The organism is Streptomyces sp. NPDC002004 (assembly GCF_053593975.1).
Genome location: NZ_JBSFDP010000001.1, coordinates 177,430 through 190,147, shown reverse-complemented (window position 1 = coordinate 190,147; position 12,718 = coordinate 177,430). Strand labels below are relative to the sequence as shown.

The 12,718-nt window shown below is 72.1% G+C and carries 10 protein-coding genes; 7 read left to right on the top strand and 3 right to left on the bottom strand.

The features are described from left to right. Nucleotides 1–10 precede the first annotated feature (10 nt). From ACWCP6_RS00770 to ACWCP6_RS00755, 4 genes are all read left to right on the top strand, one after another. A complete protein-coding gene (locus tag ACWCP6_RS00770; protein ID WP_450930138.1) occupies nt 11–1,630 on the top strand; it encodes an MFS transporter in 1,620 nt (539 codons plus the stop codon). A gap of 90 nt (nt 1,631–1,720) precedes the next feature. Continuing rightward, nucleotides 1,721–2,338, top strand: a complete 618-nt coding sequence (locus ACWCP6_RS00765) for a TetR/AcrR family transcriptional regulator (RefSeq protein ID WP_450930137.1) — start codon at nt 1,721–1,723, stop codon at nt 2,336–2,338. Between the two features lie 173 nt (nt 2,339–2,511). Next, on the top strand, nt 2,512–3,543 hold the full coding sequence (locus tag ACWCP6_RS00760) for an endonuclease/exonuclease/phosphatase family protein (protein WP_450930136.1): 1,032 nt from the start codon (nt 2,512–2,514) through the stop codon (nt 3,541–3,543). Between the two features lie 166 nt (nt 3,544–3,709). Beyond that, nucleotides 3,710–4,930, top strand: coding sequence for an MFS transporter (locus tag ACWCP6_RS00755; protein ID WP_450930135.1), 1,221 nt, complete (start codon nt 3,710–3,712; stop codon nt 4,928–4,930). A 159-nt stretch (nt 4,931–5,089) separates the two neighbouring features. Here ACWCP6_RS00755 and ACWCP6_RS00750 read toward each other — a convergent pair whose 3' ends face one another. The 3 genes from ACWCP6_RS00750 to ACWCP6_RS00740 form a co-directional block, all read right to left on the bottom strand. Beyond that, nucleotides 5,090–6,844, bottom strand: coding sequence for an NAD+ synthase (locus tag ACWCP6_RS00750; RefSeq protein ID WP_450930134.1), 1,755 nt, complete (start codon nt 6,842–6,844; stop codon nt 5,090–5,092). An 83-nt stretch (nt 6,845–6,927) separates the two neighbouring features. Then, nucleotides 6,928–8,571, bottom strand: coding sequence for a multicopper oxidase family protein (locus ACWCP6_RS00745; RefSeq protein WP_450930133.1), 1,644 nt, complete (start codon nt 8,569–8,571; stop codon nt 6,928–6,930). Nucleotides 8,572–8,670: 99 nt separating this feature from the next. Next, nucleotides 8,671–9,444 (bottom strand): hypothetical protein, encoded by a 774-nt coding sequence (locus ACWCP6_RS00740; RefSeq protein WP_450930132.1) that lies wholly within the window; start codon nt 9,442–9,444, stop codon nt 8,671–8,673. Between the two features lie 164 nt (nt 9,445–9,608). On the opposite strand from ACWCP6_RS00740, the gene ACWCP6_RS00735 reads away from it, so the two are divergent. The 3 genes from ACWCP6_RS00735 (at nt 9,609) to ACWCP6_RS00725 (ending at nt 12,479) form a co-directional block, all read left to right on the top strand. Next, nucleotides 9,609–10,451: an alpha/beta fold hydrolase gene (locus ACWCP6_RS00735; RefSeq protein ID WP_450930131.1), complete on the top strand. Its 843-nt coding sequence runs from the start codon at nt 9,609–9,611 to the stop codon at nt 10,449–10,451. Nucleotides 10,452–10,888: 437 nt separating this feature from the next. Then, the gene (locus tag ACWCP6_RS00730; RefSeq protein WP_450930130.1) at nt 10,889–11,866 is read left to right on the top strand and encodes a magnesium transporter CorA family protein; all 978 of its coding nucleotides are present in this window, start codon (nt 10,889–10,891) and stop codon (nt 11,864–11,866) included. A 199-nt stretch (nt 11,867–12,065) separates the two neighbouring features. Then, nucleotides 12,066–12,479, top strand: coding sequence for a DUF5994 family protein (locus ACWCP6_RS00725; RefSeq protein ID WP_450930129.1), 414 nt, complete (start codon nt 12,066–12,068; stop codon nt 12,477–12,479). The last annotated feature ends 239 nt before the right edge of the window (nt 12,480–12,718 follow it).

Below are 12,718 nucleotides of genomic sequence, written 5' to 3'. Positions count from 1 at the left end.
GTTTGGTGCCATGACAACTCCTGCCGTCCCCGTCTCCCGCGTACCGGAGGCAGTCCACCGGCGCCGCTGGGCGATCCTGGGCGCCCTCATGCTCAGCCTCCTGATCGTGGTGCTGGACAACTCGATCCTGAACGTCGCGATCAAGACCATCTCGACCCCGGCACCCGCGGGGCTCGGCGCCACCCAGAGCGAGCTGGAGTGGGCCATCAACGCGTACACGCTCGTGTTCGCCGGTCTGCTCTTCACGGCGGGACTGCTCGGCGACCGGCTCGGCCGCAAGAAGGTCCTCCTCGCCGGTATGGCCGTCTTCGGCATCGGCTCGGCGCTCGCCGCGGAGTCGGGTTCACCCACTCAGCTCATCGCGTTCCGGGCCGTCATGGGCCTCGGCGCCGCGTTCGTCATGCCCGCCACGCTCGCGGTGCTGATGAACGTCTTCGAGCGTGAGGAGCAGCCCAAGGCCATCGGCATCTGGGCCGGCGGCGTCGGCCTCGCCATCGCGATAGGGCCCATCACCGGAGGCGTCCTGCTGGACCACTTCTGGTGGGGCTCGGTCTTCTTCGTGAACGTGCCGATCGTGATCCTCGCACTGGTCCTGATGACCGCCCTGGTCCCGGACTCGCGCGACCCCAGCCCGGGGCGCATCGACCCCGTCGGCGTGGTCGTGTCCGTCGTCGGCCTCGTGCTGCTGGTCTACGGCATCATCAAGGGCGGCCAGCTCGCCGACTTCACCGACGCCAAGGTCCTCGCCTCGATAATCGGCGGCCTCGTGGTCCTCGCCTTCTTCGTCATCTACGAGAAGCGCAGCGACCACCCGTCCATCGACGTCAACTACTTCAAGAACCGCGTCTTCTCGGCCGCGATCGGCGCCATCGCCCTGGTCTTCTTCGCGCTGATGGGCGTGACGTTCTTCTCGGTCTTCTACACCCAGAGCGTGCGCGGCTACTCGCCCCTGCAGACCGGCCTGTTGATGCTTCCGCTCGCCGCCGCCCAGCTCATCTTCGCGCCGCGTGCCCGGCTCGTCGTCGACCGGTTCGGCAACCGTGCGACCTGCACGGCGGGCATGGTCCTGATCGCCGCGATGCTGGCCGCGTTCACGCTGCTCAAGGCGGACACGCCGATCTGGCTCCTGGAGGTCGTCTTCTTCCTGATGGGCACCGGTATGGCGCACATCATGACGCCCACCAGCGTCGTCATCATGCAGGCCCTGCCCCGGGAGAAGGCGGGCTCCGCGTCCGCGCTCAGCAACACGTTCCGTCAGGTCGGCGGCGCCCTGGGCGTCGCGGTCCTCGGCTCCGTGCTCTCCACGGCCTACCGCACCGGTATCGAGGGCAAGCTGACCGCACTGCCCCCGGGCGCGCGCCACGCGGCCGGCGAGTCCATCGAGGCCACCCTCGGCGTGGCCGCGAAGCTGGGACCCCAGGGCAGGGCCCTGGTCGGCCCGGCCAACGACTCCTTCCTGCACGCGATGCACGTCACGTCCCTGTGGGGCGCGGGAGTCGCCCTGCTGGGAGCCCTCGTGGTGCTCCTCTTCCTGCCGGGCAGGCCGGCGGAGGGCGGCGCACCCGCGGACGGCCGCTCCGCGGGGGCCGAACCGGTCGGCGCGGCGGAACCGGGCGGCGCGGGCTCCTGATCCGGCCCCCCGGCACCCGGAGCCGGGCACGTCGAAGGCGGGGGACCAGCGAGAATCGCCTGACGCACAGCGAGAGAAAGGCGGAATGAAGTGAGCCTCGCAGACCCTGCCCTGCCGGCCTCCCGGGGCGGTCGGGGCCGCCCCCGGAGCGAGGCCGTCGAACGGGCCATCATCGAAGGTGTGGTGGCCCTCCTCGAAGAGGGCGTCCCCCTGGCGGACATCTCCATCGAGCGGGTGGCCCGCACCGCCGGCGTCGGCAAGGCCACCATCTACCGCCGCTGGAGCGACAAGGAGGAGCTCTTCGTCGAGGTCGTGCGCACCGCCGAGCCGCCGGACCCCGAACTCCCCGGCACCAGCGTGCGCGACGACCTGATCGCACTGCTCGAGTCGCTGCGCCAACGCGGTCTCGCGGGCCGGTCGTCCGCCCTGCTGCACAACGTCTACGCCCAGATGAAGAGCCATCCGACGCTGTGGAAGGCGTACGAGACGACGGTCGTCGAGCCGCGCCGCAGACTCGCCAACGAGGTGCTGCGTCGCGGGCAGGAGACCGGCGAACTCCGCGCGGACGCCGACCTCGAGCTCGCCAACGACCTGTTCGTCGGCCCGATGCTCGTACGCTCCGTGCTGCGCCCCGACTCCGAACTGCCCGAGGATCTGGCGGAGCGCATCGTCGACAGCGTTCTCGCAGGTCTGCGGCCCGCCGGGTGAATGTGCGCGTTTTGTCACAGACGCCGGACCTGGGGCATCGAAGCGGAACTCGCGGCGCCGAAATGTTCGTCCTCGTGCCCGTACGGCCGTCTTGGACGGCGGAGGACGAGACCGTTCATCCCCTAGGGTCTTGAGGGCGGGGACGGTTGCACGGCAGGCAGTGAGGCGACGCGATGGCGCAGGCGTATGTGACGGAGACGGGGAACGGCGGCTCGGGGAGCGAGCGCGACAGGTCCCGGTTCCGGCGCCTGACCGATGGATGGCGCGGCGACCGGGGGATCTGGCGGCGCGGGCTGATCCTCGCGGCGGTCGCCCTGCTCCTCGCGCTGGTCATGCTGTTCCACGCGCAGATCCCGAACGACGTCGGCAACTCCGGAAGCCTCCTCGAGACGTTCCTGCCCTGGCTCGGCGTCTTCGTTCCGCTGCTCCTGGTCCTCGCGCTGGTCCGCAAGTCGGCGACGGCGCTGATCGCGGTGCTGCTGCCCGCGGTCGTCTGGCTCAACCTGTTCGGCGGTCTGCTCAGTGACAAGACGAGCGCGGGCGGCGACCTCACGGTCGCCACGCACAACGTGAACGCGGACAACCCCGACCCGTCCACCACGGCCCGCGACGTCGCCGCGTCCGGCGCGGACGTGCTCGCGCTGGAGGAGCTGGCCCCGGCGGCGGTCCCGACGTACGAGAAGGCGCTGGCCGGGACGTACCGGTACCACACAGTGCAGGGCACGGTCGGCCTGTGGAGCAAGTACCCGCTGAGCGACACCCGCCCGGTCGACATCCGGCTCGGCTGGACCCGCGCCCTGCGGGCCACGGTCACCACGCCCCGCGGGGAGCTCGCCGTCTACGTCGCCCATATGCCGTCGGTGCGGGTCAAGCTCGACGCGGGGTTCACGGCCAGCCAGCGCGACCGCAGCGCCGACGCGCTCGGCGAGGCCATCGCGGGCGAGCCGATCGGCAAGGTCGTCCTGCTCGGCGATCTGAACGGAACCATGAACGACCGCGCGCTGCGCTCGGTCACCTCCCAGATGAGGTCCACGCAGGGCGCGGCGGGCGACGGGTTCGGCTTCAGCTGGCCCGCGTCGTTCCCGATGGCGCGCATCGACCAGATCATGGTCAAGGGCGTGGAGCCGGTCGCGTCGTGGACGCTGCCCCGGACTGGGAGCGACCACCTGCCGATCGCCGCGAAGGTGCGGTTGGGGCTGCGCTAGCGGCAGGGGCGCGATGGTCGCCCGGCCGGCGTCGGAGGCCTTCGATCCGGGAATCGAAGGCCTCGTCGCAACCCCCTCTTCACTTTCCGGAATACTGGGCCTGGCAGACTTTGTTCCGTAGCTGAACATACGGAACCGCTCACCCTCCATCCCGGGAAGGCCCCTCATGCCCCTGGCCCTGCTCGCCCTCGCCGTGGGCGCCTTCGGCATCGGCACCACCGAGTTCGTGATGATGGGCCTGCTGCCCGACGTCGCGGACGACCTGCACATCTCCATACCAGCCGCCGGGCACCTGGTGTCCGCGTACGCGCTCGGTGTCGTCGTCGGCGCCCCGCTGCTCGCCGCGGTCACCGCCCGGATGCACCGCCGCACCGTACTGATCGCCCTCATGGCCCTGTTCGTGGCGGGCAACGCCCTGTCCGCCGCCGCGCCCGGCTACCACTCGCTGCTCGCCGCCCGGTTCCTGAGCGGGCTGCCGCACGGTGCCTTCTTCGGGGTCGGTGCCGTCGTCGCCACCGGCCTCGTCGCCCCCGAGCGCAAGGCGCGCTCCGTCTCGCTGATGTTCCTGGGCCTCACCGTCGCCAATGTCGCGGGCGTGCCGGTGGCCACGCTCATGGGCCAGCACCTCGGCTGGCGCACGACCTTCCTGGCGGTCGGCGCCATCGGTCTCGCGGCGATCGGCTCGCTGGCGCTGCTGGTCCCCGCCGACCGTACGCACGCCTCGGGCGGCGGGCTGCGCGGGGAGCTCGCGGCGCTGCGCAGCCTTCCGGTGTGGCTCGCGCTCGCCACGACCGTCGCCGGGTTCGGCGCCCTGTTCGCGGCGTACAGCTACATCGCGCCGATGCTGACCGGCGCCGCCGGGTACGCCGAGGGCAGCGTGACGCTGCTGCTCGCCCTCTTCGGCGTCGGAGCGACCGCCGGCAACCTCGTCGGCGGACGGCTCGCCGATCACTCGCTGCGCGGGACGCTGTTCGGCGGTCTCACGGCGCTGGCCGTGGTGCTGGGTCTCTTCCCCCTGCTGATGCGGACCGAGTGGAGTGCCGCGGTGGCCGTCGTGCTGCTCGGCATGGCGGCGTTCACGACGGGGTCGCCGCTCCAGCTCATGGTCATGGAGAAGGCCGCCGCCGCGCCGTCGCTGGCCTCGTCGGCCAACCAGGCCGCGTTCAACCTCGCCAACGCGGGCGGGGCCTGGATCGGGGGACTCGCCCTCGCCGCGGGCCTCGGCGTGACGTCGCCCGCGCCTGCCGGGGCCGTGCTCGCCGTGCTCGGTCTCGCGGTGGCCGGCGTCGCGTACGGGGTGGACCGGCACCGGGCCCGCCCGGCAGGCCGGGGCCGCCTGGTCGCCGCCCATGTCCCGGCTGCCGAGGAGCCCACGCACGCCGCGTAGTACTCCCGCGACCGGGCGCGGAACACCCGGACGCAGGGACGCCGTGCGGTGCCCGCGGGCCATGGGGGAGGCGGATCGTGCGACACGCACGTGGCGTGCGCCGGCTCGGGGAACTGCATGGCGCCGCCGCCGCGCGGTATACGGCGGCGGCACCCGGCGTCACGCGGTCTCGCGCCACCTGTTGGTGATCGGCAGACGCCGGTCCTTGCCGAAGCCCTTGGCGGAGATCTTGGTGCCCGGCGGGTACTGGCGGCGCTTGTACTCGGCGCGGTCCACCATCAGGACCGTCCGGGTCACCAGATCGCGGTCGTACCCGGCCGCGACGATCGCGTCGGCGCCCTTGTCGTGGTCGACGTACAGGTCGAGGATCCCGTCGAGCACGGGGTAGTCCGGCAGGGAGTCCGTGTCGACCTGGTCGGGACGGAGCTCGGCGCTCGGCGGCTTGCTGATCGAGTTCTCGGGGATCGGCGGGGTCGCGCCCCGCTCCGCCGCGGCACGGTTGCGCCACTCGGCGAGCCGGAAGACGGAGGTCTTGTACACGTCCTTGATGGGGCCGTACGCACCCACCGAGTCGCCGTACAGCGTCGAATACCCCACCGCCAGCTCGGACTTGTTGCCCGGCGCGAGCACGATGTGCCCCTCCTGGTTGGAGATCGCCATGAGCAGCGTGCCGCGCAGCCGCGACTGGAGGTTCTCCTCGGCGAGGCCGGTGAGCCCCAGTGCGCCCATGTACGCGTCGAACATCGGAGCGATCGGCACGGTCCGGAAGTTCAGCCCGGTCCGCCGCGCCAGCTCCTCCGCGTCGGCGACCGAGTGCTCGGAGGAGTACTTGGACGGCATCGCGACGCCGTACACGTGCTGCGCGCCCAGCGCATCGCATGCGACGGCCGCGGTGAGTGCCGAGTCGATGCCGCCGGACAGGCCCACCAGCACCGAGCGGAAACCGTTCTTCGCGACATAGGCGCGGAGTCCGACGACCAGGGCCGTGTAGACCTCCTCGTCGTCGTCGAGCCGGTCGGCGTACCCGCCGGCCAGCTCGGCCTCGTACGCCGGGAGGGGATCGGCGGAGATCGTGACGTGGTCGATGCGCAGCCCGTCGTCCACGACCCCGGACGGGGGCTCGGCGCTCGCGGCCGGCAGGTCCAGGTCGAGGACGACGCAGCCCTCGGCGAACTGCGGTGCCCGGGCGACGACGTCACCGGCCCGGTCGACGACGATCGAGTCGCCGTCGAAGACCAGCTCGTCCTGGCCGCCGATCATCGCCAGATAGGCCGTGGTGCAGCCGGCCTCCTGGGCGCGCTTGCGGACCAGTTCGAGCCGGGTGTCGTGCTTCTCCTGCTCGTAGGGCGAGGCGTTGACGGAGATCAGCAGGCCCGCGCCCGCCGTGCGGGCCGCGGGCACGCGCCCGCCGTCCTGCCACAGGTCCTCGCAGATGGCGAGCGCCACATCGACCCCGTGCACCCGGATGACCGGCAGGGTGTCGCCCGGCACGAAGTGACGGAACTCGTCGAAGACGCCGTAGTTCGGCAGGTGGTGCTTGGCGAACCGCAGCGCGACCCGGCCCCGGTGCAGCACCGCGGCCGCGTTCTGCGGGGTGCCGGCGGGCTGGCCGTACCTCGGCAGGGCCGTCTCTGAGCGGTCGAGATAGCCCACGATCACGGGGAGTTCCCCGAAGCCCTCGTCGGCCAGGCGTACGGCGAGCTCACGGAGCGCCTCGCGGGACGCCTCGACGAAGGACGACCGCAGGGCCAGGTCCTCCACGGGATAGCCGGTCAGCATCATCTCGGGGAACGCGACCAGATGCGCTCCCTGCTCGGCGGCGTGCCGGGTCCAGCGGACGACCGCCTCGGCATTACCGGCGAGATCGCCGACGGTCGAGTCGATCTGATTCAGGGCGAGGCGTAGTTGAGGCACGTCCGCCAGTGTAATCGTCAGACCGACGCGATGTCCGGCCGCGGGGTGTGGGGCGCCCCACGTCGGGGCGCCCCTTCCGCAGGTCAGCCGCGGTAGCCGAGGACCGTCATCATGCCCGCCTCCGCGTGGTAGACGTTGTGGCAGTGGATCATCCACAGCCCCGGATTATCGGCGTCGAAGTCGGCCGTCAGCGAGCGGTTCGGCAGGACGACGGCGGTGTCCTTGCGTGCACCGCCCGGGGTGCCCGCCAGCGCGAAGGTGTGGCCGTGCAGATGCACGGGGTGCCACATCGAGGTGGTGTTGGTGAACACCAGCCGCACCCGTTCCCCGGCGGCCACGGGGTGGCGCCGGTCCGCGGTGTACGGCTCCCCGTCGAAGGCCCAGTCGTACCGAGCCATCCCGCCCGTCAGCCGCAGCCGGACGATGCGGTCGGGACGCCGCACGGCAAGCCCGGCCGGTCCTGCCGCCTTCAGCCGGCTCGCCGTGAGCACCCGCCCGGTCAGCTCCTTCGGACGCACCGAGGCCGGCGGCGCCGCGCCTCCCGAGGTGCGCAGCAGGGCCAGTGCCGCGGCCTTCTTGCCCTCGGCGACCGCCGTCAGCGGGAAGACCCCGTCGCCCGCAGTGACCAGCACGTCGTACCGCTCGCCCATCCCGAGCAGCAGCGCGTCCGTCGCCGTGTGCTCCACCGGGAGACCGTCGGTGTGCGTGACCGTCATCTCGTGACCGCCGAGCGCCACCCGGTACGCGGTGTCGCCGCCGGCGTTGATCAGCCGGATCCGGATGCGCTCGCCGGGGCGCGCCCGGAACACCTGGGGCGCGTCCGCCGTGCGGCCGTTGACCAGGTGGTACGGGTGGGCGACGTCGCCAGCGTCGCCGCCGAGCAGTTCGCTCGTGGCGCCCATCAGCATGCGGGACGGCCCGGAGCGCCCGGGGGAAGCCGATGCGCCCCCGCTGTCGCTCCGCCGGCTGTCCGTCATGCCCGCCATACCCCCCATGTCATGGCCGGAGTGGTGGCCCGCGCCGCCACCGGTGTGCATCCCGTCCGCGCTGTCCATGGATCCGCGCAGCTCGGCCAGTACCCCGGGCGGTGTCGAGCCGTCGACGCCGTCGAGCCAGTCGTCGAGGACGACCACCCACTCCGTGTCGTACGACAGGGGCTCCCTGGGGTCCTCGACGATCAGCGGCGCGTACAGACCGCGGTCCTGCTGGGTGCCCGCGTGCGGATGGAACCAGTACGTCCCCGGATGCGGGACCGTGAAGCGGTACGTGAAGTCGGCGCCCGGTGCGATCGCCCGCTGCGTGAGGCCGGGCACCCCGTCCATGTCGTTGCGCAGGGCAATGCCGTGCCAGTGCAGGGACGTGGCCTCGGGGAGGTGGTTGGCGAGGGTCAGGGCGAGGGTGTCGCCCGCGGTGACGCGGACTTCCTTTCCGGGCAGGGCGTCGCCGTAGGCCCAGGAGGCGACGGTGCGGGAGCCCAGGTCGAGCCGGGCCGGTGTGGCGGTGAGCTTCACGGTGCGGACCGGGCCGGTGCCGCGCTTCCGCTCGGCGGCCCGGACCTCCGGGCCTGCCGGGTCGACGTAGCCGGCGGGGCCGCCGCCTGCGCCGTCGTGGTGCATGCCGTCGTGGCTCGTGCCGCCGTGGCCCGAGCCCGAACAGGCGGTGAGAACTCCGGTGGCGGCGATGGCCGCCGATGCGCCGATGGCGGCGCGGCGCGTGTGTGTGCGCATGACTGAGTGACACCTCGTCCGGGTTTGTGTCGGATGTGAGAAGGGCATGCCTGGCGCCGACCGGTCCGCCGGGCAGGGCGGAGCGGTCGGCGGGCCCTCCTACAGGCGCAGCACCGAAAGACGGGAGAACAGGGCGCGGGGCGGGGGTGGTTCGGGGTGCAGGGCGTGCGGCAGACGCGCGGGTCCGCCGGGCCGCCGTCGGTACGCGCGCGGGTGCAGCAGTCCGCCCAGCAGTACGAGCAGGGTGAAGCCGCCGAGCACCGCCAGGCACACGGACATCGGGTCGAGACCGTGCGAGCCCGTCCCCGCGGGCGTCGGCGGCCCGGCGGCGACGCGGCTCGCCCCGGCGGCGCGGGTCTGCGTGTGGTCCGCGACGGTGGTTGCACCGGTCATGTGCGTCTGCGTGTGGTCCGCGACGGTGGTTGCACCGGTCATGTGCGTCTGCGTGTGGTCCGCGACGGTGGTTGCACCGGTCATGTCCGGCCGCGTGTGGTCCGCGGCGGCGGTCGCGTCCGGCAGAGCGGTCACGGCCGTTGCGGACAGGGCGCCCGTGCGCCGGCCGGACTCCACGGGGGTGCCCACGCGCCCTGCGGACGCCGCGGAGGGACCGGTCCCGTGCCTGGTGGGTGCCGTGAGGGTGCCGGTCCCGTGCCGGGCGGACTCCGCCGTGGTGCCCGCGCGCCCGGTGAACGCCGTGGTCGTGCCGGTTGCGTGCCGGGCGGACATCGCCGTGTCGCCCATCCCGTGCTCCGCCGGATGTCCCAGCGTGTGCATGGTCACGATGCCGAGGAGCAGCGCGGTGAACAGCAGCAGCCGTCCCGGCCGTGCACGGGCGCCGCCGGGCGCACCGTCTCTCCTGGTGGTCGTGACCATGACGCGAGCCTACCCCTACCGGGTATCGGCGACCGCGGCGGCGTACTCCACTGCGCCGCCCGCACGCGGGTGCCGCCGCCCTCCGCCTGCCGTGCCCGCCGCGCCGCGGCCGATTCCGGCCGGATCCGCGGGCGACCGGGACCGGCGCCCACGATGCTGTCCCCATGACCTTCGTAGGCATCGGCGGAGTCCCGCACCACGTGGTCGTCGAGGGCGACGGGCCGGTGTGCGTGCTGAGCCCGGGGCTCGGCATGAGCTGGTTCGACTGGGACCCCGTCGTGCCGTTGCTCGCGGCGCACCGCACGGTCGTCCGGTTCGACCGGCCGGGGCTCGGTCTGAGCGCGGCCGCGCGCACCTGGCCGACGCTCACCGGCGAGGCGGAGCGCATCGCCTGCGTCCTGGACGCCTTCGGCTTCGACGGCCCCGTGACGGTCGTGGGCCACTCGCTCGCGGGATTCCACTGCGAAGCCTTCGCGCGACTGCACCCCGGGCGGGCGGCGGCGCTGGTGCTGGTGGACCCCAGCATCGAGGAACGGCCCCGGCCGCGGCGGGCACCGGCCGCATGGGACGCGGTCACGCACGTGTGCGGCACGGCACTCGGTCTGCTGGGTGTGCCCCGCGCCCTCGTCCCCCGTCTGCGGCGCGCCGCGGTGCGGGCGGTCCGGATCGAGGGCGGCGACCCGGCACCGTACGAGCTGACGCGCCGCGCCTACGGCACCAGCCGCGCCCTGCACGCCATCCTCCGCGAATACGTGCGCTACGAGGCCGAGGCCGTCGACCTGGCCCTGCTCCGCCGCACCCGCCCGCTTCCGCCGGGCCTGCCGGTGACGGTCGTCGCCGCCGTCGCGACGGACCACACCGCTCCCGACTGGATCGGCCGCCAGCGGTCCCTGGCCGACCTCCTGGGCGGCAGCTTCCGTGTCGCCACCCCCTCCGGCCACCTGGTGATGCTCGACCGGCCCGCGGACGTGGCGAGCGCGATCCTGGCCACCGGGCCGGCCGGATGACGCAGGGCGCCCGGACGGGGGCGTCAGCCCCGCCGGGGCCCCCGCACGCTCTCCGGGATCACGATGTGGGTGCCCAGCACATGACGTTCCTGGGTCGGCCGGCGGCGGCAGCACAGGACCAGGCGGGAGCCCGCCGCGCAGCGCCTCCGCGCACCGCGCCATGCGCTCGCGGTACTCGGCCTTCCTCGTCTCCTCGACTGGCCGGGGGGTCAGGGGCGTTGACGCTCCCGGAGCGCCCCGGACCATGATGTCCCAACGGGCCGCACGCGGCGTCAGCGCGCGGCCTCGTACTCCTTCAGGAACTCGTCCGCCGCCTTCCTGCCGCCCTGCCCCTGCCGGTTCCGGTGGACGGCGTCCCGGTCGGGCACCTTCTTGCTGCCGCGCTGGCAATCGGGACGAAGCGGGATGATCGAGGCGCGAGAGACTAGCCTCGGGTCATGGTGACGCGCACCCGGCTGTATCACGACGGCACTCTCGTCCTGGAGGACTTTCCCGCCGGTGACGTTGCCGGGTACCTCACCGATCCGACGTCGGTGGTGTGGCTGGACCTGTATCGGCCCGGATCCGCCGAATTCACCATGCTCGGTGAAGAGTTCGGCATCCATGAGCTGGCTCTGGAAGATGCCGCTCAGCGTGGGCAGCGGCCGAAACTCGACCGCTATCGCACCCATGAATTCCTCAGCGCCTACTCCGTCGCCGTCAGCCCGGACGGTGCGGAACTGTCATACAGCGAGATCGCCGTCTTCCTCACCCGTCAGGCCATGATCACCGTCCGCAAGGACGACGGTCTCGACATCGAGAACGTCGTTGCCCGCTGGGACGAGAGCCCGGACCTGGCCGGCCACGGCGTCGGATTCCTGCTGCACGGCCTGCTCGACCATCTCGTGGACGGGCACTTCGCTGCGGTCCGGCAACTGGACGACAGTGTCGAGGAGCTGGAGGGTCTGCTCTTCGCGGCCGGGCGCCGTGAGATCGAAGCTGTACAGCGCCGGGTTTTCGCGCTGCGCAAAGCGCTCGTCCAGTTGCGCCGCGTCGTGCTCCCGATGCGTGAGGTGGTCAACGGGCTCATGCGTCCCGGCCTGCACATGATCGCCGACCCTCTCGTCCCGTATTACCAGGACGTCTACGACCACGTGCTGCGTGCCATCGAATGGACCGAATCGCTGCGGGACCTGGTGGCCTCGGTCATGGAGACGAACCTCTCGGTCCAGGCCAATCGCATGAACCTGATCATGAAGAAGGTGACGAGCTGGGCCGCGATCATCGCGGTACCCACCGCGATCACCGGCTACTACGGCCAGAACCTCCCCTATCCCGGTTTCGGCCGCCAGTCCGGATTCATCACCTCCGCTGCCGTCATCGTGGTCCTGTCCGCCGTGCTGTATCTGACGTTCAAGCGCAAGGACTGGCTCTGACGGGCGCGCCGTCGGGCCTCGGGGAGCAGGTCCCGAAGGCAGGAAAATGCCAGGTCATCTGCGGTGTTTCGGGCCAGCGGGCGGAGTAGTGTGAAACCACCGGGAGTTCTTCGTGCACCGGCTCCGCTGCAGGTGCCGTTTCCGGTGATCGACAACGCCGGGCCGCTCACGAGCCCGGGGGCAGGTTCGTGCCATGTCCGTGACCATCGACCGCACGGCATCGGGCAGGCGCGCGCCGCCGCTGCCGGCTCGCCTGTCCCTGAAGTCCGCGCCGGGCGGGCTGGACGGCATGTGGTGGCCTCGCTCCCGTGCCCTCACCCGTGAGTTGCCACCGTTGACAGCCGCCCTGGGGGATCTCTGGGGCCGCATCACACGTATCACGGTGAACCCTGCCCACTGGCCCGTCATCCCGCGGTGGGTGTCCGTCGCCGGGCGCACGGTGCATGTGGGCTGGTCCACCGAGGAGCAGGATCCGCACAGACTGACCCTTTTCTCCACCGGTGGCCGCCGGGACGTGCTGGTGATTCCGCCGGAAACCGGTGCGGATGCCGCCGCGCAGCTGATGGCCGGCGACGGCATCGATGTGCCTTCGCCCGCCGGTCGGCGGAGGTGAGAGAACCATGACTGTCATCGCCGTGGCCGTGCTGCTCCTTCTGATCGCCATCGGACTCGTTCTGATCCACCGGCTCAACGGTCAGCACGCCGAACGGATCGCTGCCTTCCACTACAGCGATGTTCTGCCGGGGATCGGGCGTCGGACCCGGAGGCAGCCTCGGTCGGCGGTGGACGCGACCGTTCCGACGCGCCCCACCGCGACGGCGACCGCGGACGACATCGACTTCGGCCCGGCCT